Source organism: Acinetobacter sp. 231_lipA (assembly GCF_058243005.1).
In genome coordinates this window covers 87,959-110,481 of sequence record NZ_JBZAYU010000001.1, presented here as the reverse complement: position 1 = coordinate 110,481, position 22,523 = coordinate 87,959, and the positions used below count along the sequence as shown (strand labels likewise).

Annotated in this window: 22 protein-coding genes; 7 read left to right on the top strand and 15 right to left on the bottom strand. The window is 40.9% G+C overall.

Going from position 1 to position 22,523, the window contains the following annotated elements:
* Positions 1–30: 30 nt before the first annotated feature.
* Genes AC4CUX_RS00620 through AC4CUX_RS00600 form a run of 5 tightly spaced genes read left to right on the top strand, consistent with a single transcriptional unit; the run spans position 31 to position 4,217 of the window.
* Positions 31–1,581, top strand: a complete 1,551-nt coding sequence (locus tag AC4CUX_RS00620; RefSeq protein ID WP_201951761.1) for a circularly permuted type 2 ATP-grasp protein — start codon at positions 31–33, stop codon at positions 1,579–1,581.
* Positions 1,582–1,606: 25 nt separating this feature from the next.
* Entirely contained in the window at positions 1,607–2,209 is a 603-nt protein-coding gene (locus tag AC4CUX_RS00615) for an alpha-E domain-containing protein (protein ID WP_125280490.1), read from the top strand.
* Entirely contained in the window at positions 2,206–2,985 is a 780-nt protein-coding gene (locus AC4CUX_RS00610; protein ID WP_201951757.1) for a transglutaminase family protein, read from the top strand. The genes AC4CUX_RS00615 and AC4CUX_RS00610 overlap by 4 nt, the downstream gene beginning before the upstream one ends.
* A gap of 24 nt (positions 2,986–3,009) precedes the next feature.
* The gene (locus AC4CUX_RS00605) at positions 3,010–3,744 is read left to right on the top strand and encodes a proteasome-type protease (RefSeq protein WP_058869871.1); all 735 of its coding nucleotides are present in this window, start codon (positions 3,010–3,012) and stop codon (positions 3,742–3,744) included.
* Between the two features lie 47 nt (positions 3,745–3,791).
* On the top strand, positions 3,792–4,217 hold the full coding sequence (locus AC4CUX_RS00600) for a BLUF domain-containing protein (RefSeq protein WP_201951755.1): 426 nt from the start codon (positions 3,792–3,794) through the stop codon (positions 4,215–4,217).
* A 32-nt stretch (positions 4,218–4,249) separates the two neighbouring features.
* Here the strand turns inward: AC4CUX_RS00600 and alr are convergent, their stop codons facing one another.
* The 14 genes from alr to ppsA form a co-directional block, all read right to left on the bottom strand.
* Positions 4,250–5,320, bottom strand: coding sequence for an alanine racemase (alr, locus tag AC4CUX_RS00595; RefSeq protein WP_201951752.1), 1,071 nt, complete (start codon positions 5,318–5,320; stop codon positions 4,250–4,252).
* A gap of 47 nt (positions 5,321–5,367) precedes the next feature.
* On the bottom strand, positions 5,368–6,813 hold the full coding sequence (gene dnaB / locus AC4CUX_RS00590) for a replicative DNA helicase (protein WP_004696432.1): 1,446 nt from the start codon (positions 6,811–6,813) through the stop codon (positions 5,368–5,370).
* Positions 6,814–7,085: 272 nt separating this feature from the next.
* Complete coding sequence (gene rplI / locus AC4CUX_RS00585) at positions 7,086–7,532, bottom strand: 50S ribosomal protein L9 (protein ID WP_058869869.1); 447 nt, start codon at positions 7,530–7,532, stop codon at positions 7,086–7,088.
* A gap of 9 nt (positions 7,533–7,541) precedes the next feature.
* A complete protein-coding gene (gene rpsR, locus AC4CUX_RS00580; RefSeq protein ID WP_004278792.1) occupies positions 7,542–7,769 on the bottom strand; it encodes a 30S ribosomal protein S18 in 228 nt (75 codons plus the stop codon).
* 11 nt (positions 7,770–7,780) lie between these two features.
* Positions 7,781–8,167 carry a 30S ribosomal protein S6 gene (gene rpsF / locus AC4CUX_RS00575; protein ID WP_004278789.1) on the bottom strand — a complete coding sequence of 129 codons (387 nt, stop codon included), beginning with the start codon at positions 8,165–8,167 and terminating at the stop codon, positions 7,781–7,783.
* A 144-nt stretch (positions 8,168–8,311) separates the two neighbouring features.
* Positions 8,312–9,067 (bottom strand): DUF3142 domain-containing protein, encoded by a 756-nt coding sequence (locus AC4CUX_RS00570; protein ID WP_201951749.1) that lies wholly within the window; start codon positions 9,065–9,067, stop codon positions 8,312–8,314.
* Between the two features lie 6 nt (positions 9,068–9,073).
* On the bottom strand, positions 9,074–11,188 hold the full coding sequence (locus tag AC4CUX_RS00565) for a PA5441 family protein (RefSeq protein ID WP_490792111.1): 2,115 nt from the start codon (positions 11,186–11,188) through the stop codon (positions 9,074–9,076).
* A 105-nt stretch (positions 11,189–11,293) separates the two neighbouring features.
* On the bottom strand, positions 11,294–12,172 hold the full coding sequence (cyoE, locus tag AC4CUX_RS00560; protein WP_004982036.1) for a heme o synthase: 879 nt from the start codon (positions 12,170–12,172) through the stop codon (positions 11,294–11,296).
* A gap of 10 nt (positions 12,173–12,182) precedes the next feature.
* Positions 12,183–12,509, bottom strand: coding sequence for a cytochrome o ubiquinol oxidase subunit IV (locus AC4CUX_RS00555; RefSeq protein WP_058869866.1), 327 nt, complete (start codon positions 12,507–12,509; stop codon positions 12,183–12,185).
* Positions 12,509–13,165, bottom strand: a complete 657-nt coding sequence (gene cyoC, locus AC4CUX_RS00550) for a cytochrome o ubiquinol oxidase subunit III (RefSeq protein ID WP_058869865.1) — start codon at positions 13,163–13,165, stop codon at positions 12,509–12,511. Before cyoC ends, AC4CUX_RS00555 begins: the two co-directional genes overlap by 1 nt.
* Before the next feature lie 4 nt (positions 13,166–13,169).
* On the bottom strand, positions 13,170–15,158 hold the full coding sequence (cyoB, locus tag AC4CUX_RS00545) for a cytochrome o ubiquinol oxidase subunit I (protein ID WP_176537896.1): 1,989 nt from the start codon (positions 15,156–15,158) through the stop codon (positions 13,170–13,172).
* Positions 15,159–15,161: 3 nt separating this feature from the next.
* Entirely contained in the window at positions 15,162–16,235 is a 1,074-nt protein-coding gene (gene cyoA / locus AC4CUX_RS00540) for a ubiquinol oxidase subunit II (protein WP_201951743.1), read from the bottom strand.
* Between the two features lie 301 nt (positions 16,236–16,536).
* Positions 16,537–17,304 (bottom strand): RDD family protein, encoded by a 768-nt coding sequence (locus AC4CUX_RS00535; protein ID WP_201951742.1) that lies wholly within the window; start codon positions 17,302–17,304, stop codon positions 16,537–16,539.
* 343 nt (positions 17,305–17,647) lie between these two features.
* Entirely contained in the window at positions 17,648–20,026 is a 2,379-nt protein-coding gene (gene ppsA, locus AC4CUX_RS00530) for a phosphoenolpyruvate synthase (RefSeq protein WP_201951740.1), read from the bottom strand.
* 156 nt (positions 20,027–20,182) lie between these two features.
* Here ppsA and ppsR point away from each other — a divergent pair, with 156 nt between their 5' ends.
* Together ppsR and AC4CUX_RS00520 are read left to right on the top strand one after the other, a co-directional pair.
* Positions 20,183–21,019: a posphoenolpyruvate synthetase regulatory kinase/phosphorylase PpsR gene (ppsR, locus tag AC4CUX_RS00525; protein WP_005400687.1), complete on the top strand. Its 837-nt coding sequence runs from the start codon at positions 20,183–20,185 to the stop codon at positions 21,017–21,019.
* A gap of 132 nt (positions 21,020–21,151) precedes the next feature.
* Complete coding sequence (locus tag AC4CUX_RS00520) at positions 21,152–21,826, top strand: hypothetical protein (protein ID WP_201951738.1); 675 nt, start codon at positions 21,152–21,154, stop codon at positions 21,824–21,826.
* A 34-nt stretch (positions 21,827–21,860) separates the two neighbouring features.
* Here the strand turns inward: AC4CUX_RS00520 and AC4CUX_RS00515 are convergent, their stop codons facing one another.
* Positions 21,861–22,424: an NAD(P)/FAD-dependent oxidoreductase gene (locus AC4CUX_RS00515; protein WP_151835995.1), complete on the bottom strand. Its 564-nt coding sequence runs from the start codon at positions 22,422–22,424 to the stop codon at positions 21,861–21,863.
* Between the last annotated feature and the right edge of the window lie 99 nt (positions 22,425–22,523).

The following is a 22,523-nucleotide window of genomic DNA, read 5'->3' as shown; positions in this document are numbered from 1 at the left end:
TTACATATCGATAACAATTGAGAGGTTTGTATGTTTAAAGAAGATAAAGATACAAATGTAAATACGATGTTGGACGGATATAAGCTTAACTCTCCTGTATTAAATCCGATTCACTCTCATGATCGTCTATCGAGCCAGTCTGTTGGATTGTTTCATCAAATGACCTCGAATTTCTTTAATGAAATGACAGATGACCAAGCGATGTCTGGTGAGGCTTGTACGCGTATTGAGCACTGGTTGTCACAGCATAGTGTAGAAGAACTCGAAGAACTGAACCAAATTGCCAAACAGCATTTTTTATATGAAGGTATTACGTTTACTGTATATGGTGAATCTGAGGGCATTGAGCGCACCATTCCTTATGATTTAATTCCACGTGTGATCGCTAAACAACAATGGAATAAAATCTCCCTTGGATCTGCTCAACGTGTACGGGCTCTAAATCTATTTTTACATGATATTTATCATCAACAAGACATTCTCAAAGCGAAAATTATTCCAGAACTGCAAGTGTTGACGCATGAAGCTTATCAACCGCATATGTATGAGCACCGTTTAAAAGGTCAGATTTATAGCCAAATTAGTGGAATTGATATTATCCGTGATGGGCAGGGTGAGTTTTATGTACTTGAAGATAATTTAAGAACACCGTCGGGCGTGTCTTATATGCTTGAAAGTCGTAAGATTAGTGAAAAACTCATGCCTGATTTGATGCAGAAGAACCATATTTTAGGCATAGAACAATATCCACAATTACTTAAACAAATCCTGGCTGAAAATGCGTATGTCGATCAGCCTTTCATCGTGGTGTTGACACCGGGACGTTTTAATAGTGCTTATTATGAACATGCTTTTTTAGCCCGTGAAATGGATGTACCTTTGGTGACATCGCGCGATTTGTTTGTAGAGCATGATAAGGTCTATGTCAAAACCATTCGGGGCCGTCAACGGGTAGATGTGATTTACCGACGTTTGGATGATGCTTATCTTGATCCGCTGTGCTTTATGCCGAATAGCACTTTAGGTGTCGCAGGGTTGATGTCCGCTTATCTGAGTCATAACGTGGTTATTGCGAATGCACCAGGCACAGGGGTTGCGGATGATAAATCGATTTATCCTTATGTCGATAAAATGATTCAGTTTTATTTAGGTGAAAAACCTATCTTAAAAAATGTTCCGACATATCAATGTCGTGACAAGCAAGATTTGGCTTATGTACTCGAGAACCTTGAGCAGTTAGTGGTCAAAGAGGCGCAAGGTTCGGGTGGGTATGGTATGCTGATTGGACCACAAGCCTGTAAAAGCCAAATTGAGCAATTTAGAGATAAGCTCATGGCGACGCCGCATTTATATATTGCCCAGCCCACTTTAGAGCTTTCAGTCAGTCCAACCATGACTGAATCGGGTGTGTCTGAACGTCATATTGACCTTAGACCGTTTGTGCTCAGTTCACCGTATCGTACTGAAATTGTCCCTGGCGGTTTAACACGTGTTGCGATGAAAGAAGGTTCGTTGGTGGTCAACTCATCCCAAGGAGGAGGAATTAAAGACACTTGGGTCGTGGAAAACTTACATTCATAAAATAAACAAATATGAGGGTAGAACTATGATTTTATTAAGCACCAATGCTGAAAATATTTTTTGGTTAGGGCGTTATTTAACACGTACTCAATATTTGTGTGCTCAGTTTCCTTTTACCCAAGACCAGCCTGCAATGGATTATGCGCATGCATTTTGTTTGCCTGCTTTTGATGCGTGCTCACTGAATGCGCTGATTTTAAACCCAAACAATCCTGCTTCATTTAACCAGCAATTTCAAAGCGCTAAGAGTAATGTTCAAGACTTGCGCGGGATTTTATCTGCAAAGGCATATGCGGAACTGAATCAATTTATCAAAAATGCCACTGAAAACACCGCCTATATTTGTGATGTGGTTGGAGAGTGTCAGGATGTACTTGAGTCTGAAGCCAGTGATGTCTTTTTATTCTTTAGTTTGGGGCAAATGATTGAGCAGCTTGACCGTCAAATTCGCCTGAAACAAGATGCACAAAATACTTTAGTTGAAATAGAAAACATCGTCATGTTGTTAAAAGAAATGGGCTGGCTAAATCTGGCACAGGCTTGGTTAGAGCTCAAATCACAACCTGATGCGATGAATTTTTATCATTTTAGTGATTATATTCAACAATTGTTTGAGGTTGATGTATGAAACTTATGATCAATCATCAAACGCATTATCAATATAGTGAATTGGCCCTGAATAGCATTCAATATATTAAAATGACACCCACGAATAATTCACACCAAAAGGTATGTCACTGGCATGTGAGTGTGCCAGGAGAGCGTGAAGAAAAACGGGATGCCTTCCAAAATATTTGGATTACCAGTTCGCAACGTGAAGCCTATCAACAGCTGACCATAATGGCGCAGGGCATTGTTGAAATTAATAGCTTGGCAGAACATGGCATCCAAGATCGACTGAATCCCAATTTATTTTTACAACCGACGCCCAATACTCAGTGCAATGCCGAAATGAAGGCATTTGCACATCAGTATGTGCCTGAGCTGAATCGGGAAAATTTGATGAAACTGTCAGAAGCAGTTTTAGCGCATATTCCTTATGTACCTGCTGAAACCTCGGTACTCACTTCGGCAATCGAGGCATTCAATGGGCAGCAAGGCGTATGTCAGGACCATAGTCATGTTTTTATTGCCATGTGTAAGCATCTTGGCTTACCGGTACGTTATGTATCAGGGTATTTGCATGTGCCTGAAACTTCACACCTCGCCAGTCACGCGTGGGCCGAGGTGTATATTGATGATGCATGGTATTGTTTTGATACCAGTAATCAATTGTTCAAACCACAGTCACATATCTATGTAGCTATTGGGCGCGATTATTGGGATGTGGCTCCCGTTCGTGGCGTACGTGAAAAAGGTGGGGTGGAATCGATGCATTCCATGGTACAAGTTTTAAGTTGTTAAGGTTTAGCTGAAAAAGGATGTTCTATGACCTATTGTTGTGCACTTCGTCTTCAAGATGGTTTGGTTTTTATAAGTGATACGCGTACGAATGCAGGTGTAGACCATATATCCGTATTTAGGAAACTGTATACCTTTGGTGTGGAGGGTGAACGCTTTATTGCGATTCAAACCTCAGGAAATTTAGCCACGACCCAAGCGGTGATTGGACATTTAAAAAATCATCTGGAGTTAAGCCAAGAACCGAATTTATATAGTGTCAATACCATGTTCGAAGCGGCTGAGTTGGTCGGGCATACTTTGAAAAAAGTCTTGGCGGATATGGCACCAGACACGCAAGAACAGAGTAATTACTACTGTAGCTTATTGGTCGGTGGACAAATTAAAGGGGCAGAAATGCAACTTTATAATATTTATCCGCAGGGGAATTTTATTTGTGCGACCAAAGATACGCCGTATTTTCAAATTGGTGAAAGTAAATATGGAAAGCCGATTCTAGATCGTGCATTACGGTATGACATGCCCTTAGCCGAAGCGGTGAAGTGTAGTTTGATTTCTTTTGATTCAACCTTACGTTCCAATGTTTCTGTCGGTTTGCCCTTAGATGCTTTGGTGTATGCAAGAGATAGTTTACATATTCCAGTGGGTAAGCGGATTGATGAAGAAGATCCGTATTTTTCAAGCATCAGTAAGCAATGGTCGGATACCTTAAGAAAAGGATTACAAGAATTGGCAAAGCCGACGGATGACTATTTAGTATAAACGTGTTAGATACTAAAAATAATGAAATCAATCAATTGGGGAAGTCTATGCGGCAAATTTGCTATGCAAGTACTTCAACTTCGGATCATGTACAGCTTCTTCAAGATGTTCGGGACATTTTAAGCGAAGCGCGTGATTTTAATGCAGTACATAATATTTCAGGCGTTCTTTATTATGCAGATCAGCATTATTTCCAGTGCTTAGAAGGGGATGAAGCTGCTTTAGAATTATTAATGTCAAAATTATTGAAAGACCCTAGACATAAAGATATCAAAGTCTTTGAGGCGAAAACGATTCACGCGGCACATTTTAGAGCTTGGGGCATGAAGTATGTGCAACGTATGAGTAGCGTACATACCAAAATGCGTGAGATGGGTTTTGCAAAATTTGAACCGCAGAGTATGAGTCAGCAACAAATTGATCAGTTGTTACAAGACCTTTACGATGCCCAGCCTGATGAGAGTTTGTGTTGAAAAAAGCCCAAGTAGAACTTGGGCTTTTTTGGTTAGATTTGCTTACGTATAGGGCGATTACTTAACCGGCAAAGTAGCTCATAACCAATGGTTCCATTGGCTTCCGCAACATCGTCAACTAAGCGGTTTTCACCCCAGAGCTCAACCTTTGTACCGAGTTTGGCGTTTAAACCCGTCACATCGATCGCAATCATGTCCATTGCTACTCGGCCCACAACAGCTACTGCCTGACCATTTATAGCAACATAGTTTTGCTTTGAAAATGCACGTGGATAGCCATCTCCATAACCAATCGAAACAATGGCCAGTTCAGTTTCTTGGTTTGCGACAAAATGTGAACCATAGCCGACACCTTCACCTGCTTGAATGGTATTTAATGCAATAATTTCCGCCGTGAAGGTCATAACTGGCTTTAAGTCTAAGTCGTGTGCATTTTTATCGGCAAAAGGTGATGCACCGTAAAGCATGATGCCAGGACGAACAAAATCAAAATGAAGTTCAGGCCATTTAAAAATAGCAGCTGAGTTACAACATGAGGCTAGAATTGGTGAACACGCTTCTTTGATGTGTAGGAATTGCGCACGTTGCTGCTCATTAAGTGGGTGATCCGCATCGGCATTGGCAAAGTGCATTGCTAGGACACATGTAAAGCCTTCTGCTTTTAAAGTGTTGATGACATCAATGATTTCAGCAACTTTAAAGCCTAAGCGGTTCATACCGCTGTTGAGTTTTACCCATACTTTAAGCTTTTGTGCGATATACGCGGTTTTATGTGCTATTAACCAATCGACTTGTTGTTGCTGATGAACCACACACTCGATATTTTGCTCAATGACGGTTGGCATTTCATCTGATGAGAAAACACCTTCAATCAGGGTAATCGGCTGTTTAAAGCCGAGATCACGAATCTCTAGTGCTTCTTCTAAACAGGCGACGCCAAAGGCATCGGTTTCACTTAAGGCTGCTAAACAGTCTTTGACTCCGTGTCCATAAGCATTGGCTTTGACCATGCTGACGATTTTCGCGTTTGGGGCAAGTTGTTTGACACGGTTTAAATTATATTGCAGCGCTTGGCTATCAATATAAACTGTTGCTTGACGCACCCTAATTACTCCTACAGGGTCATGGAAGGGCGATGATGAGGCTTTAATTATTCCTCATCATCGTACTGAGCATAAAACTCAGGGGATAAGTTACTAAAGCGGGTGTATTGGCCTTCAAAAGCAAGTCGAACGGTACCAATAGGGCCGTTACGTTGTTTACCAATAATAATTTCGGCAGTGCCCGCTTCTTTGGATTCTTTGTTATAGACTTCATCACGGTAAATAAACATGATTAAGTCGGCGTCCTGCTCGATCGCACCGGATTCACGTAAGTCTGACATCACGGGACGTTTGTTTGGACGGTTCTCGAGGGAACGGTTAAGCTGCGATAGTGCAATTACAGGGCACATCATTTCTTTGGCAAGAGCTTTTAAGCTTCGTGAAATTTCTGAAATCTCACCGACACGGTTATCACCCATACCTGGTACTTTCATCAGCTGTAAGTAATCGACCATGATGCAGCCGAGTTTACCATCGTGCTGTTTGGCAATACGACGTGCACGTGCTCGAACTTCTGTAGGCGGAAGAGCAGAGGAGTCATCGATATAGAGCTTTTTCTCTTGCAGTTGCAAAATGGTGCCGGTCACTTTTGACCATTCATCGCCATCGAGTTTACCCGAACGTAAATGGCCCTGATGGACTTTCCCGTAAGATGAAATCAAACGCATGGCGATGGAGTCGGCTGGCATTTCCATGGAGTAAACCAAGGCAGGTAGGTCATTATTAAACAGCACGCTTTCAACCAAATTCATGGCAAAGGTGGTTTTACCCATCGATGGACGCGCTGCAACAATAATCAAATCACCTGCTTGCATACCCGAAGTTTTATTGTCGAGTTCAAGAAAGCCTGTGGTTAATCCTGTAATGCTGCCTTCCATTTGCGACAGCTCATTCAGCTTATCAAAGACATCGGCCACAACTGTATTGATGGCTTTAGGCCCTTGAGCTTTGGCGTTGTTATTGTGTTGTTCTGCCAAGGAGAAAATATTGGTTTCGGCCAAATCTAAAATTTCACTGACGTTACGACCTTTGGTGTCATAGGCATTTTGTAAAATTTCAGAGCTAACCTTAATCATGCTACGCAAAGTCGAAAATTCTTTGATCTTAGTAGCATAAGTTTCCATGTTATAGAAACTAGATGGGGAGTCTGCCATCAATTGCATCAGGTACTCTTCACCACCAACCGCATCGAGTAGGTTTTGTGTGGTGAGCCAGTCATGAACTAAAACCGCATCATAGGGTGAGCTGTCTTTGGAGAGTTGCGCAATGGCGCGAAAAATATATTTATGGCGCGTCGCATAAAAGTCATTTTCGGTCAGTACATCGCCAACTTGTTCAAAGGATTCAGCAACCGTCATTAAAGCGGCAAGTACAGCTTGTTCCAATGCTAAGTTATGCGGAGGTGTACGGAATTCTTTCAGTTGCCCTGACTCATTTGGTTTATTGTCTTGTTTCGATGAGCTCTTTTGAGCAGTGGCATTCGCCTGTGACATATAACGCCCTGATTTTTAATACAGTAAGAGGGATAACTTAAGATAAATTTCACTGTAAATTTGGAAAAAATTACAGCCATTTAACTGTATGCACTTTATCAAAAAATGCAGCTGCTGTGTGCTGAATTCAAGGCTTATGGATAAAACCCATAATATTCAAATTTGGCATTTTGAGGGGCAGGCTGATAAAGTTTTAAGCTGAGCGAAGAAACTACTTTTTCATAGAGATAAAAAAAGAGCATGCAAAAGCATGCTCTTTTTTTTGCAAGAAATTACTCAGATACGATAGTAACGAGAACTTCAGCAACAACATCATGGTGCAATTGGATTGCGATGTTGAATTCGCCAGTGTGACGAAGTGCACCGTTCGGTAAACGAACTTCTGCACGGTCAACTTCAAGACCAGCATTTGTTAACGCGTCAGCGATATCACGAGTACCGATAGAACCGAATAGTTTACCTTCGTCACCAGCTTTCGCAGTGATTACGATGTTAACTTCGTCTAATTGGCTAGCACGTGCTTGAGCAGCAGCTAAAATATCAGCTTCAGCTTTCTCAAGTTCAGCACGACGAGCTTCAAAAGCAGCAGTGTTAGCTTCAGTAGCTGCTACTGCTTGACCTTGAGGGATAAGGTAGTTGCGGCCGTAACCAGCTTTAACTGAAACTTTATCGCCTAATTTACCAAGGTTTTTAATGCGTTGTAATAAGATAATATCCACAGCTCAACCTCACTTATGATTGTCAGTGTAAGGGATCAAAGACAAATAGCGAGCTTGTTTAATAGCAAGCGCTAATTGACGTTGGTAACGAGCTTTAGTACCTGTAATACGGCTAGGAACAATTTTGCCGTTTTCAGTGATGTACTGTTTTAAAGTGTCGATATCTTTGTAGTCGATGTACGTAACGTTCTCAGCTGTAAAGCGGCAGAACTTGCGACGACGGTAAAAACGTGCCATTGATGTTCTCCTTATGCTTCAGCAGAGTCTTGAGCGTGTTGTGCTTCTTCACGTTGAGCTTTACGCGCACGTTTTTCTTCAGCACTCTTAGCCAATAGTGACTCTTCAGTGATAGCGTTCTCACGACGGATGATAAGGCTACGAATAATTGCATCGTTGTAACGGAACAATTCTTCTAACTCATCAAGAGTAGTTTGACCACACTCAACATTCATAAGAATGTAGTGAGCTTTGTGGATCTTGTTAATTGGGTAAGCCAATTGACGACGGCCCCAGTCTTCAAGACGGTGAATTTGACCTTCAGCTTCTTTGATGTGAGTTAGGTAGCGTTCTACCATACCAACGACTTGATCGCTTTGATCAGGGTGTACTAAAAGTACGATTTCGTAATGACGCATTGTCAGCTCCTTACGGTTTAAACAGCCCCTAACAAAAAAGTTGTTAGAAGCAAGGAGTCACAACCTAGGTTGTGTCGCATTAGATGCGAAGGGGGAATTTTAGAGACTTTGCTCGCCAAATTCAAGAACTTCTCTTAAAAAGCCCTAATTATTTTGAGGTTTTGAGCGTAAAAGGAAGACGACATAGCCTTTAAAGTTCGGATCATTTTCAAGCTTGGGCGGTCTATGCCACTCACCATATTGAACAATGCCAATTTTATAAGGCAGTTTTAGTGCTGAAACTTTTTTTAGATAAGCTGCATAGTTGGGTATGGTGGTTGAACTTTGATAAGTTTGAATGACCAACTCGTCGATGGTGTTATTCAGGAGGTTTAAAGTCTCCTGATTTGTCACATTGGTCCAGTCCATTAAACCCGTGATACTGAGTTGATAGTGCTGCGGCAATTGTTTTCTTAATTGACTTAAGAATAGCGTATATTGGTGAATGTGTTTGGTTTTGGCATCGAAATCAATTTGTATGCCTTGAATATGATTCCCTGCATTTTCCCATTGCTGAACGCGTTTTAAAATTTGTGTAAGTTCTTGGCCCTGCCAGTCTAAATGATAATTACGAAAAACTAGCCACACCTTTTGCTGAGGAATTTTTAAGACGCTTACGCCTTGCGGTATAAGCTTAGAGTGATGTTTTTGGGAGTCTAAACGGATTTCACCTTGTAAAATATAAAGTTCTTTAGCCACTTTTAGGTAAGGGGCAGTTGAAATATTGCCCCAAATCCAAAATGCATCATAGTCTTCGGCATTTACCTGACCAGATGTTGAAGCTGACTGACTCGGCTGACAAGCCATGATGCTGAGCATACAGATCAGCGTCATAACAACGGAAAAAATCTGCTTCAACATATAGTCTTACCAGTAATACTTTAAAGATTGTGCCCAAGAGGTACTTGGATAGTCGCGTTTAATGTGGTCGAACCATTGTTTACGGGTAGATTTTTCAACCTCTGCATCCTGACAGTCATTCATCCCGCTTGGTGAGTAACACATGATTGAGCGATAAAGCGCATAAGCTTTTAAATCGGGTACAGAGCTGGATTTGATGATGTCTTTATACACTAGACCACGGGCAAAAATTGCACCTTGAAAGCTAGCAGTTTCTTTTTCTAAAGCGGTGACATAGCTTATGTTGTAGCCTTGAGTCGAGCGTGCATATTCGCCCAAACAAAGTCGGAGCTTTAAATCTTGAGGTGAATTTTCAAGTTTTTGAGTCAGGCTGAATAACTCAGGGCATTGCATTTGTGGCGTGATTTTTGTTCCTGCCCAGATGAAATCACTAAGGGGTGGTTGATTTTTATAGTTTTGATATGTTTCTGAGTTATATTTATACTTCGCGGCATCTTGTGGCAGTAGTACGAAGGCTTGATTAAACAGTTTAAAGTTTTGATGTACCAATGACTTTTGCAAAGTTTTATATAAAGCTAAATTTTTTTGATCTGTATTTGATGCTTTGCTCTGTACAATTTGCATTAAGCTTTTTTCATTGGCTTTATTTTCAATAAAGCTTTTTTGCAATGCAGCTTGTTTGATTTTAGCATCTGAACCGATAAAGGCGCTGGCATTTTGCTGTTGAGCATAATGTGGATACAACATCAGCTCAAATAAGCCACGCTGTTCAATGGACTTTGATTGACTAAGCTGACCTTCCCAATACTGCTGTGCATTTTGAGTTTGTCCGAGTTTTTCTAAAATACGACCTTTTAACAATATTTGACTGAGTTGAAGGTAACTATTAATTGAATTAGAGAAATGTTCTGGCAAATATTTTAAAGCTTCGGCTGGTTTGTTCTGCACAAAGAATAAGTGATTGGCTTGTAGGTATTGGAACAGTTCTGGCTGACTCTTAAATCGTGTTTTTTGGTTGTTGAGTTCAGACCAGCTTAAGACTTTATCTTCTGCCGATGTTGCCTGACGCATTTGCATTAAATCTGAAATGGTCAGAAAGAAGGGATCTTTTAGATTTTTTGCATTGAATGAGCGGCTTTGAAATACATGGCGATCCATTTCGAAGGCTAGATTATCGAGCTCTAAATTATAGTATTTGGAATCGGGATGATTGATTTGCCATGCGAGTTCGTTGGTCAGGAGTTCGGTATTTCCACTCAGCCAATAACAACGACGTAGTAAACCGCGTGCACTTGCGGCATATTTCCCCTCAGGAAAGCGTTTGAAGTAGGTAGTGATATGCTCATAGGTATTTTTGAGTAAAGTCTGATCTACTTTATCGATTTTTAAGTCGCCATATTTACCGACACCCGACTGATAGCTTTCATTGAGGCTGCTACGAATCAACATATATTGTGATGTTTCTTTGATCCAAAGCTGATCAACCGTAGTTAATACTGAGTAAATTTTAGTAGCTATGGAAAAATTACTATTATAAAAGGCAATGGTTGCATTTAAATAAGACGCATACTGACGTGCTTGTATAGACCAGTTCGGATTGACTTGGATGAGAGCAAGATCACGGTCACAGGCTGAGATATTCTGTCTTTCTTGAATCAGTAAATCTTTTTCCGCTTTGCTGAGATTTTTGTCGGCTTTCACCTGCTGGGTAAATTGATCCGCACCATTGTCTAGACTACTGCAATGTTCTTGGTAGGGTGTCTTTTCATTGTTTGGTTTTAATCGGGCACTTGGTAGTTTATTGGTTACGCTTTGAAACAATGTTTTAGCCGCAAATGGTACGTTACTATATTCAGTTTCCCAAAGTGGACTATTTGGCTGATTAAAATTCAATTTGGCTAAACCCATGTCGCTCAGAAGTAAGAGCATATTGGTTTGATTGTCATTGGCGGGCGTGAGTGCAGGCAAATTGTCACAGGCGGTATAGGCATTGGTTTGAATGTTGGTCGATGGGTAGCAAGAAACATCGAAACCAGAAAAACTGTGTGTGCTATAAGCAAGAGTGATAGGGAAGAGACTAATAAAAATAGATTTTTTAAAAAATTGTGATGGCATTTTCATTGCAGAGCATGAGTTATTGTTGTGTCTGCTATAGTAACAATTTAAAGACTAGACTTAAATATTGAATAAGTTGAAATAAAAAAGATAGAGAGAACTCTATCTTTTTTAAAACAGCGGCAAATGTGGCGCAGGTGAGACATAGCTAAAACTAAAACTAAAACTTAATGCAGTAATTAATATCACTGAATATAAGAAATAGCGTTTTGCCCAAACCTGATCATTTTCAGCTTTAAAACCAATGATTGATAAATATACCCAATAAGCACAGAGTGCGTTAAAGGTGATAAGAAAAAACATATTGGTATAGCCAAAACAATACAAACCATTTAACACCGCAGCAAACAGCAAGACATAAATCAAGCTTTCAACTTTCGTGCGGAAAATTGAACGTGCTACAGGTAAAATTGGAATGCCTGCATTTTTATAGTCGTCAAAGCGGTATACCGCAATTCCCCATGAATGAGGCATTTGCCAAAGTGCATATGCTAAAAAAAGCAACAATGCGGCAACATCAAATTCATTGGTCACAGCTGTATAGCCGATCACTGGTGGACTAGCACCAGAAATACTTCCAATCACGGTTTGGTGAATAGATGTGCGTTTGCTCCATAGACTATAAAAAATCACATAAACCACAAAACCAAGTACAGCAAAGCCAAAGGCATAAGCATTAACAAAGAACCAGAGTAGGGCGAAACCTAATATTCCAAGCGCAGCAGAAAATGCCAAAGCAACGGAAGGACTGATGGTTTTTTTAACTAATGCACGGTTCATCGTCCGTTCCATCTTTTGATCAATATCTTGATCAATGACGTTATTGACGACACAGCCAGAAGCAACAACCAGTGTTGTACCGAGTAGGGTGATGAGAAGAAGGAGGAAATCTACAGACCCCTGAGCGGCTAAAAAGAAGCCGCCCAGAGTGGTAACGAAGTTACCAAAGAGAATTCCTGGTTTAGTCAGGAATAAATACTTTTTCAACATGACGATCAGTTTAGATCATCATGTTGTAGTGTAAGTAGTTCATAATCCATACAGAGCCGACTAGAAGTACAGCAATACAAAGTACTGTATAGATAAATGCAATCACGTTCCAACGTTGCTCTGAAGATGAGTTCATGTGCAAAAAGTAAACTAATTGAACTAGAACCTGAGCAACCGCTGTAATTGCAATAACCGCCATAACAATACCACGGCCAAAACCACCTGCCATTACCATACCAAAAGGAATAATGGTAAGAATAACAGATAGGATAAAGCCAATCATATATTGCTTAGTGTTACCGTGTGATGCACCAGCTGAGTTATGATCGTGACTCATTAGAGAACTCCCATCAAGTAAACGACGCTGAATACACAGATCCAAACGATGTCAAGGAAGTGCCAGAACAAGCTTAGGCAAGCAAGACGACGAGTGTTTGGAAGAGTCAAACCATATTTCTTGATTTGAATCATTAACACGATCATCCAAACTAAACCTGAAGTTACGTGAATACCGTGCGTACCAACCAAAGTAAAGTACGCAGATAAGAACGCACTTGTAGTTGGTCCAGCTCCATGAATAGTTTCACCCAATGAGTTTACATATTCATAATGGAAAGCTAAATGGTTGAACTCATAAAGTTCCATACCAATAAAGATCGCACCGAAAACCCATGTCACGCCTAACCAAGTTAAAACTTGGTTGACGTTCTTTTTGTATGCAGCAAGAACCGCAAAACCAAAAGTTACAGAAGAGATCAAGAGAGCGAAAGTTTCAGTTAAAACGAAACCTAAAGACTCACCGAATAATTCTTTTGCACTTGGTGTGCCCATAGGCACATGGCTACTTAAAACAGCGAATGCAATGAAGAGTGTACCGAATAGAATCAAGTCACTCATCAAATAAGTCCAAAAACCAAAGACGGTGATGTCAGTATCATCGTGGTGATGATGCTCATCGTGTCCGTGGTTTTCGTGATGAAGTACGTCAGCCATTGTCTTAGTCCTTCTTCAAATGTTTTTCAAGAATCGCGTAACGTTCATTTTCAATACGCTCAACTTCAGCAGCAGGAACATAGTAGTCCACTTTCTTCGTAAACGAAGACGCGATGAAGCTGATAATAGAAGCGATGAACATCACAACAACTAACCACCAGATATGCCAGATTAAACCAAAGCCCATAACAGTAATGAACATGGCAATCACAACACCAGCAGCACGATTCGTTGGCATATGAATGTCTTCGTATGAAGTAGGTTTCGCATACGCTACGCCATTCTCTTTGTCATTCCAGAACGTATCAATACCATTGATTGTTGGAAGGTGAGCAAAGTTGTAGAACGGAGCAGGAGACGAAGTCGCCCATTCAAGTGTACGACCATCCCATGGATCGCCTGTAAGGTCGAGGTTGTCGTTGCGTTGTAAGTAACCAACAACAATCTGCATAACGAAACATGCAATACCAATCGCGACTAACACAGAACCGAAGAATGCAATAGCAATGTACGGATCCCATTCAGGGTTGTCATATGTATTCAAACGACGAGTCATACCCATGAAACCAAGGATATAAAGTGGCATGAACGCAAAGTAGAAACCGAAGAACCAGAACCAGAACGCAGCTTTACCCCATGCTTCATTGAGCTTCCAACCAAACATTTTCGGCCAGTAGAAAATGATGCCGGCAAACATACCAAACACCACACCACCGATAATTACGTTATGGAAGTGAGCAATCAAGAACAATGAGTTGTGTACAAGGAAGTCCGCAGGTGGAACCGCCATTAATACACCAGTTAAACCGCCAATACCGAATGTTACAAGGAAGCCAAGCGTCCATAACATAGGAGTAGTGAAGGTAATACGACCCTTATACATCGTGAATAACCAAGAGAAGATTTTCACACCAGTAGGAATCGCAATAACCATGGTCATGATACCGAAGAACGCATTCACGTTCGCACCAGCACCCATGGTGAAGAAGTGGTGAAGCCATACTACGAACGCAAGTACTGTGATCGCAATTGTTGCATACACCATTGATTTGTAACCGAACAACGTTTTACGAGAGAACGTTGATACAACTTCAGAGTAAATGCCAAATGCTGGTAATACTAAGATGTAAACTTCTGGGTGACCCCATGTCCAAATCAAGTTTACATACAACATTGGGCTACCACCCATGTCATTTGTAAAGAAGTGGAAACCGAAGTAACGGTCAAGCGTTAACATCGCAATTGTTGCTGTTAACACTGGGAATGACGCAATGATCAATACAGCTGTACACAAAGATGTCCAAGTAAAGATCGGCATGTCCATAAGTGACATACCAGGCGCGCGCATTTTAATGATGGTAACGAAGAAGTTAACACCTGTTAATAGCGTACCTAAACCTGAAATCTGAAGTGCCCAGATATAGTAGTCCACACCCACGCCTGGAGAATATTCGATACCTGAAAGAGGAGGATAAGCCATCCAACCTGTTGCAGCGAATTCACCAATTGCAAGAGATGCCATCATTAAGCCTGCAGCACCAGCAAATAACCAGAAGCTTAGAGAGTTTAATAATGGGAAGGCAACGTCACGTGCACCAATTTGAAGTGGTACAGAGATGTTCATTAAGCCAACAACTAGACCCATTGCTACGAAGAAGATCATGATTACACCGTGTGCGGTGAAGATCTGATCGTAGTGTTCTGGGTGTAAATAACCTTCACCGCCACCTTTTGCAAGGAACAGTTGAAGACGCATCATAATCGCATCGGCGAAACCACGCAAAAGCATGATGATCGATACGAAAAGATACATGATACCAATTTTTTTATGGTCGACTGATGTGAACCATTCGTTCCACAAGTAGCCCCATTTTTTAAAGTAGGTAATACCAGCAACAACTGCGATACCACCTAAGATCATCATTGCAACTGTGACCAGTACAATTGGATCGTGCGGAATAACGTCCGGACCTAACTTACCTAAGAAGCTCATGTCTTATTCCCCTACAACTGATGAAGCAGGTTCAACAGCGGCATGTGCTTCAGATGAAGCAGCCCCGTGAGCACCCGCAGTCGCTGAGTGATCAGCACCGTGATAGTTGCTCATATATTTGCTGATGACTGACTTAAACAAGCCTTCCTCTACAGAAGAGTAGTAAGTCACAGGGTGTGGCTTAGTTGGATAAGGCTTCATTGCCTCAGCAGCAGCCTTCTCTTCAGGAGTTTTTGCTTTTGAAATCAAAACTTCAATTTGGTGTTTACCACGGTTACCGTCACGTAAAGACTCAAATTCAGCTTGATCTAAAATTGTTTTTTGTACAGCTTTAGGATTAATGCTTGTACCGTTACCTGCTTTAACTGCAGCAACCCATTCAGCGAATTGAGTGTCAGTTACAGAGTGAGCACGGAAGCGCATTTGTGAGAAGCCGTAGCCTGAATAGTTTGAAGAGAAACCGCGGTAGCCTTCAGCTGGGCTAGTTCCATCTGCTAACAAATTCAAGTGCGTTTGCATGCCTGCCATTGCATAAATTTGACCACCTAACGCAGGGATGAAGAACGAGTTCATCGTGAAGTTAGAGGTAATTTTAAGTGCAACTGGAGTTTTTTCAGGGAAACGAATTTCGTTAACCGTCGCAATGTTAAGATCAGGGTAAATGAAGATCCATTTAAACTGTTCTGCAATGACTTGAATATTTACAGGTGCTTTATCAGATTCGAGTGGGCGGTAAGGGTCATACTTGTGTGAACCCCACCAAGTTAACCAAGCCAGAATACCAATAATAATGACAGGAATACCCCAAACTACAATTTCAATTGCAGTAGAGTGTGCCCATGTAGGTTTATAGTCTGCATCTTTATTCGACGCGCGATATTTCCAACCAAACCATAATGCCATTACGACTGATGGAATAACCACCAATAGCATTAAATAGATCGCAGTCATCATTAAGTCAGATTGACCTTGTGCAACTGGACCTTTTGAGTTTAGAAGTACCATATCACCACCACACCCAGTTAAGAGCGCGGCGATCGCAGATAAAGACAATACAGCTAAAATCGTTTGTCTCATTTTACAACCTCGGTGAAGAGTCCCATTCCCTAATAAAATTGGGATAGCGATTAAAGTGTCGCATGATTGAAAAGTTTCTTTTTAAGTCTAAAAACACTTCTCAATCATAAGACACCGCTACGTTGTAGGGCATTATGCCTCATATCGACAAACTAAGCTATACGTAAAGATGCTTTAAATGACTGTTATAAAAACCGATTTTTTCACTCGGAATTTTATAATTTATTTATGGATTTATTTTGAATATCAATAAACTGCAGAAAACTGAGGTGCGCCAAACCTCAGCTTAAATATGGTCAAATTACTGCTTAATGACCTTGGTTTTTGCTAGCTTATCGTGCAAAGTTTGACGCTTTGCAGTTAAACCAAAGACGTGATCGGCGATGGTAATAAACGGCATGAACAGCATATTGAGCACAATAAAGACAACACTGCGCAATGTGAATACACGCAAAAGGCTGACTTTTTCGTTCGTTTCAACGTCTACAATTTTAATCTTGGTGATTTTTTTGCCAATACTTTGACCACTTTTTGCTAAGAAAAAGGCCTGAATACCGAGCATAATCAGCAGGTAAATTCCCATGGTGGTCCATGCTTCAGTAGGAATTAAACTGAACAGTTGTGCTTGCAGTTCACTGGCCTGAGTTGCTGTAGTAGCCGCTTGCATTTTTTGCTGAATTTCAGTCAGTTCACCAAATTTATCGGCTTGTAAAAAGAACGAGGGAATCGCAGCGGCAGGGAGCCAAAGAAGTAAATCAATGACTTTGGCTAAGACACGTGTGCCTATTGATGCCAGTTCAGGTTGAGCAACTTTCGCCACTTTGCGGTTTGGCTGTGAAAATTGATTTGGCGCATGCATTGGCTCAGGAATAGGGGGTTGAGGCTGATAACCTACAGGTTCATACGCCAGTTTTCCTTGGGTGAGTTCACCTAAAGCTTTCCATTCAGGCATACCCTGATGCCAAACTAAATCCGTCAATAAAACTTGTTGGCTTGCGAGCATCTGATTCAACTGCTCTAAGGTATATGGACCGGCTTGTTGATTATTTCGTGCCAAGTAAATCTGCATATAAACTTAATCTCAAAATATAAATTGGGATATTTAAATAATAAATGTATTTGTTTTCAGATTAAAAACAAATAAAAAATCTATGGTAAAACATGCGGATAGTATAGAGAATTTCAAGCTAAAATTAACCAAAACTACACAAAATGCAGGACAGTGTAACAAGGATTATGCTGCTTCTTCTAGCTTTATCGCAATGCAATCTTTTCTCAATCAAGATGTTGATGCATGAGTATCAAACTTAGTCTAAATTTTTGCATCAATATGCTTGTTTTATTACGGATACGTTAAAAGAGTAGATATAAAAAAAGACCCTTGAAAGGGTCTTTTTTATCGGATCAAAAAGTTAAGCTTTTTGAACTTTTTCTTCAGCAAGGAAGAACCAAGTGTCTAATACTGAGTCAGGGTTAAGTGATACAGATTCGATACCTTGTTCCATAAGCCATTGCGCAAGATCTGGGTGATCTGATGGGCCTTGACCACAAATACCCACATATTTACCTGCTTTACGGCATGCATGAATTGCCATAGAAAGAAGTGCTTTTACTGCTGGATCACGCTCATCAAATAGGTGAGATACAATACCAGAGTCACGGTCTAGACCAAGCGTTAACTGAGTTAAGTCGTTTGAACCGATAGAGAAGCCATCGAAGTGTTCAAGGAACTGTTCAGCCAATAATGCGTTTGTTGGTAACTCACACATCATGATCACTTTCAGACCATTTTCACCACGTTTCAAACCATTTAACGCCAATAATTCAATTACACGTTTTGCTTCATGTACAGTACGTACGAAAGGAATCATGATTTGAATATTGGTTAAGCCCATTTCGTCACGTGCTTTTTTCAACGCGCGGCATTCTAATTCGAAGCAGTCACGGAAGTTGTCAGACACATAACGGCTTGCACCACGGAAGCCCAACATTGGGTTTTCTTCTTCAGGTTCGTATAACTTACCACCGATCAAGTTTGCGTATTCATTTGACTTAAAATCAGACATACGAACGATCACAGGTTTGTCTGCAAATGCTGCAGCAAGGGTAGAAATACCTTCAACCAGTTTTTCAACATAGAATTCGATTGGCGATGCATAACCCGCAGTACGTGCCATTACCGCAGCACGTGTTTCACGTGGCAAGCTGTCAATGTTCAACAATGCTTTAGGGTGGACACCGATCATACGGTTAATGATGAACTCAAGACGTGCAAGGCCAATCCCTTCATTTGGAATTTGTGCAAAGTCAAATGCGCGGTCAGGGTTACCGACGTTCATCATGACTTTGAACTGAAGCTCTGGCATCGATTCGATTGAGTTGGTTTGAATTTCGAAATCTAAAGAACCTTCGTAGATGAAACCTGTATCACCTTCTGCACATGAAACTGTTACTTCTTGGCCGTCTACTAGAACTTCAGTTGCATTACCACAACCGACAATTGCTGGAACACCCAATTCACGCGCAATAATCGCTGCGTGGCAAGTACGACCACCACGGTTAGTCACAATTGCAGCCGCACGTTTCATTACTGGTTCCCAGTCTGGGTCAGTCATGTCAGATACAAGTACGTCACCGTCTTGTACTTTGTCCATTTCTTTAATAGACGTAACAATACGGACTTTACCAGAACCAATACGTTGACCGATTGAACGACCTTCACAAATCACAGTGCCTTTTTGTTTTAAGAGGTAGCGTTCCATAGTGCCGACGTTTTCACGGCTCTTCACAGTTTCAGGGCGCGCTTGAACGATATAAATTTGACCGTCATCGCCATCTTTTGCCCACTCGATGTCCATTGGAGAACCATAGTGGTTTTCAATGATCAGCGCTTGTTTTGCAAGTTCTTGTAGTTCATGGTCGTTTAATGCGAATTGTTGACGCTCTTGTTTTTCAACATCAACCACAACAACTGATTTACCTGCAGAAGCTTCTTCGCCATAAATCATTTTTTGGTGTTTAGAACCCAGATTACGACGGAGGACAGCGTGCTTGCCTGCATTTAAAAGGGGTTTAGAGAGGTAGAATTCGTCAGGGTTTACTGCACCTTGAACAACCATTTCCCCCAAACCATAAGATGCAGTGATGAAAACTACGTCACGGAAACCTGATTCAGTGTCGAGTGTAAACATTACACCCGCTGCACCAGTTTCAGAGCGGACCATACGCTGAACACCAGCAGATAAAGCCACAACATCATGCGCAAAATTTTGGTGTACGCGGTAAGAGATTGCACGGTCGTTATACAGTGATGCAAATACTTCTTTGATCGCGATCAATACGTTGTCGATACCGCGAATGTTTAAGAAGGTTTCTTGTTGACCTGCAAAAGAAGCATCTGGTAAATCTTCTGCTGTCGCTGAAGAACGAACGGCAACCGCGATATCTGGGTTGCCGTTTGAAAGCTCTGCAAATGCTTTACGAACTTCTTGTTCGAGTTCTGCCGTAAGTGGGGTATCTACAATCCATTGGCGAATTTTCGCGCCTGTTTCAGCAAGAGCATTTACATCATCAACATTGAGGACTTTTAACTCTGCATTGATTTTAGCGTTTAGGCCACTTTGCTCGAGAAATTCACGATATGCTTGAGCTGTAGTAGCAAAGCCACCTGGTACAGATACACCTGCATTTGATAGGTGGCTGATCATTTCACCTAAAGATGAGTTTTTCCCACCTACAAGTTCAACGTCGTGTTTCCCTAATTTTTCTAGACCAATTACGCGCGCTTCCAAAGTTGTTACTCCACTTTTGCAGTATTTAATCACTATCTTGGCATCAGATTATAACAAATCTACTTAGCTTTTTGATTTTACTAAGCGACAGTCATGTAAGATCGGTTTACTATAAAGATTATATAGCACTAAGACAAATTTTTGAGGAGAATTTTAATGTCAGGAAGTAAACAATTTAAGCGGAGTGTTTTTTTTGTATCAGATGGTACTGCAATTACCGCTGAAACCCTTGGGCACTCGCTATTGGCGCAGTTTCCAAATGTTGACTTTGACATTCATATTATTCCTTATATTAGCTCTGAAGAAGCTGCTACAAATGTGGTTGCTGAGATCAATTTAAGGGCGCAACAAGACGGACAAAAGCCACTGGTTTTTGACACTTTAGTCGACCCGTACGTGCGTGACATTATTAATACTGCAAATGCTATAAATCTTGATGTATTTGAGGGGCTTATTAGTAAATTGTCTGAAGAGTTGGGAACACCGCCTACAACTTTAGTCGGACAGACCCATGCGGTGACCGATTCGGAGTCTTATAAAGCACGTATTGATGCGGTGCATTTTGCTTTGGATAACGATGATGGCGCACGTACACGCCACTATGACAAGGCTGACCTGATTTTGATTGGGGTGTCACGTTCGGGTAAAACACCGACTTCAATTTATTTGTCATTACAGTTTGGGATTCGTGTAGCAAACTATCCATTGACAGAAGAAGACTTGGATGACAACCGTTTACCTGCGGTACTTCGCGCACATAAGCAGAAGCTTTTTGGTTTGATGATTGATGCGGAACGTCTTGTTGCTATTCGCTCTGAACGTAAAGCCAATAGCCGTTATGCAAGCTTCAGCCAGTGCCAAATGGAGCTTCGTGCAATTGAAGGGATTTATATCTCTGAAGGGATTAAATACTTAAATGTCTCGGAAATGTCGATTGAAGAAATTTCAACTCGGGTACTGCAAATGACGGGCTTAAAACGTCGTATTGGTTGATATTGTCATTACATTATAAAGCGTCATATTGATGATGCTTTATAATATTGATCAATATAAAAATACAGATTAGATCAAATGAAAATAATATCAAAATGCCTATTAGGTGTATTTTGTTGTGCTCATTTTAATATGGCTTTATATGCGCAAAATATATCAATTCAACAGGCTGAGCAGGCGATTGATCAAAAATATGCAGCGCTAGATTTTTATGCGGTGAATCAACAGATCGAAAATGATGTGGTTGATTTAATCCGTGAAAATGCAGAAAGTTATGCTTATTCTTTCCCCAAATTGACTGAAAACCTTAGACTAAAGATTAATGCCTCACCGGACCAACTGCTTAAATTCTATACTTTTGATGTAGGTGGTGGCGGTACCATGGGTGAATTTTCATCCTATGTGCAGATGAAATCGAGCAAGTCCACTAAACTTCGGCCTTTAGAAACAGGCTATATTTTAAAGATTGATCAAGTGAAATGGGGTGCACAGCCGATTTATCTGATTCAAAGTTATTACAAAGGCGATAGTTGTCACGGTCTCTATCAAATTCAAGCCTTTAAAATGCATGCCCAAGCTTTGACAGCAACACCAGTTTTTCAGACCAAGAACAAGCAACTAAGTTCGATTGAAGTGGATTATGACTGTCATTATGACGAAGAGCAGCGCGGTTCATATATTCGTGTTTCAAAAGACTTAAACAAGATTGATATCACTTTATTAGATCAAAACAGCCGCCCGACTGGAAAATACTTACGTTATCAGCGCTCAAATACAGGCTATCAATGTACAGGTGTGACGAAATAAACAACGGGTAAGTAGGGAAACTCACCCTATATGGTTAATGGCTATAGGTGGTAATGATCACATCGACGGTATATTCGGCGCCATCTAAACTTTGAATGTCATGTTCTCGGATTTTGACGATTGGCCAAGTGATTAGCTTACAGTTGTCGCGCTGTAAGGCGTGATAATAATGATCGGACTTGAAAAATTTAAGTTTATCGGCAGCGGAGTTAGGTTTGAGTTGGTGTCTAAGCCATGGGTCTTGAACTTGGGTTTCTAAAAAGCGTAGGGCCAGTAGGCATTTGATCCGTGTGTTAAATAGGCGTCGGTTCTTAATAACCAAAGGATGTTGAATTAAGCGCTGAATTCCACGCTCTGTTTTTGGCAAGATAAATTGTGGCGCATTTTGAAAAACATAGACCGATTGAGCGACCTGACAAATCGATTCGAGGGCAGTTACTGTATGCTGGTTGGTGCCAATAATTGCGACCCGTTGCTCAGTAAAAGTATGTTGTTTAATTTCTGATGAGGGAATCAGTTGCCCTTTAAAATGCTGAAAATACTCGGGATGGTTTTGAAATAAACCAGATACGTTGTCTGTTGAATGCAAATTGACCATGCTCGATCCTTAATTGTTTTTTATCGTCTTTCCTTAATTTATTATTTTTAGTGCTTTTGCTCTAAAAAGGCAAAGTGATAAATTGTCTGAGCAGTCACG

Bases quoted from the DNA above. Each gene is read 5' to 3' on its own strand.
- AC4CUX_RS00515 (WP_151835995.1), bottom strand. From the start codon at position 22,424: ATGGTCAATTTGCATTCAACAGACAACGTATCTGGTTTATTTCAAAAC.
- AC4CUX_RS00605 (WP_058869871.1), top strand. From the start codon at position 3,010: ATGACCTATTGTTGTGCACTTCGTCTTCAAGATGGTTTGGTTTTTATA.
- cyoA (WP_201951743.1), bottom strand. From the start codon at position 16,235: ATGAGACAAACGATTTTAGCTGTATTGTCTTTATCTGCGATCGCCGCG.
- AC4CUX_RS00535 (WP_201951742.1), bottom strand. From the start codon at position 17,304: ATGCAGATTTACTTGGCACGAAATAATCAACAAGCCGGTCCATATACC.
- AC4CUX_RS00610 (WP_201951757.1), top strand. From the start codon at position 2,206: ATGAAACTTATGATCAATCATCAAACGCATTATCAATATAGTGAATTG.
- AC4CUX_RS00520 (WP_201951738.1), top strand. From the start codon at position 21,152: ATGGCTTTATATGCGCAAAATATATCAATTCAACAGGCTGAGCAGGCG.
- cyoC (WP_058869865.1), bottom strand. From the start codon at position 13,165: ATGGCTGACGTACTTCATCACGAAAACCACGGACACGATGAGCATCAT.
- AC4CUX_RS00555 (WP_058869866.1), bottom strand. From the start codon at position 12,509: ATGAGTCACGATCATAACTCAGCTGGTGCATCACACGGTAACACTAAG.
- AC4CUX_RS00620 (WP_201951761.1), top strand. From the start codon at position 31: ATGTTTAAAGAAGATAAAGATACAAATGTAAATACGATGTTGGACGGA.
- AC4CUX_RS00565 (WP_490792111.1), bottom strand. From the start codon at position 11,188: ATGAAAATGCCATCACAATTTTTTAAAAAATCTATTTTTATTAGTCTC.
- cyoB (WP_176537896.1), bottom strand. From the start codon at position 15,158: ATGAGCTTCTTAGGTAAGTTAGGTCCGGACGTTATTCCGCACGATCCA.
- AC4CUX_RS00615 (WP_125280490.1), top strand. From the start codon at position 1,607: ATGATTTTATTAAGCACCAATGCTGAAAATATTTTTTGGTTAGGGCGT.
- rpsR (WP_004278792.1), bottom strand. From the start codon at position 7,769: ATGGCACGTTTTTACCGTCGTCGCAAGTTCTGCCGCTTTACAGCTGAG.
- cyoE (WP_004982036.1), bottom strand. From the start codon at position 12,172: ATGTTGAAAAAGTATTTATTCCTGACTAAACCAGGAATTCTCTTTGGT.
- ppsR (WP_005400687.1), top strand. From the start codon at position 20,183: ATGTCAGGAAGTAAACAATTTAAGCGGAGTGTTTTTTTTGTATCAGAT.
- dnaB (WP_004696432.1), bottom strand. From the start codon at position 6,813: ATGTCACAGGCGAATGCCACTGCTCAAAAGAGCTCATCGAAACAAGAC.
- AC4CUX_RS00600 (WP_201951755.1), top strand. From the start codon at position 3,792: ATGCGGCAAATTTGCTATGCAAGTACTTCAACTTCGGATCATGTACAG.
- AC4CUX_RS00570 (WP_201951749.1), bottom strand. From the start codon at position 9,067: ATGTTGAAGCAGATTTTTTCCGTTGTTATGACGCTGATCTGTATGCTC.
- rpsF (WP_004278789.1), bottom strand. From the start codon at position 8,167: ATGCGTCATTACGAAATCGTACTTTTAGTACACCCTGATCAAAGCGAT.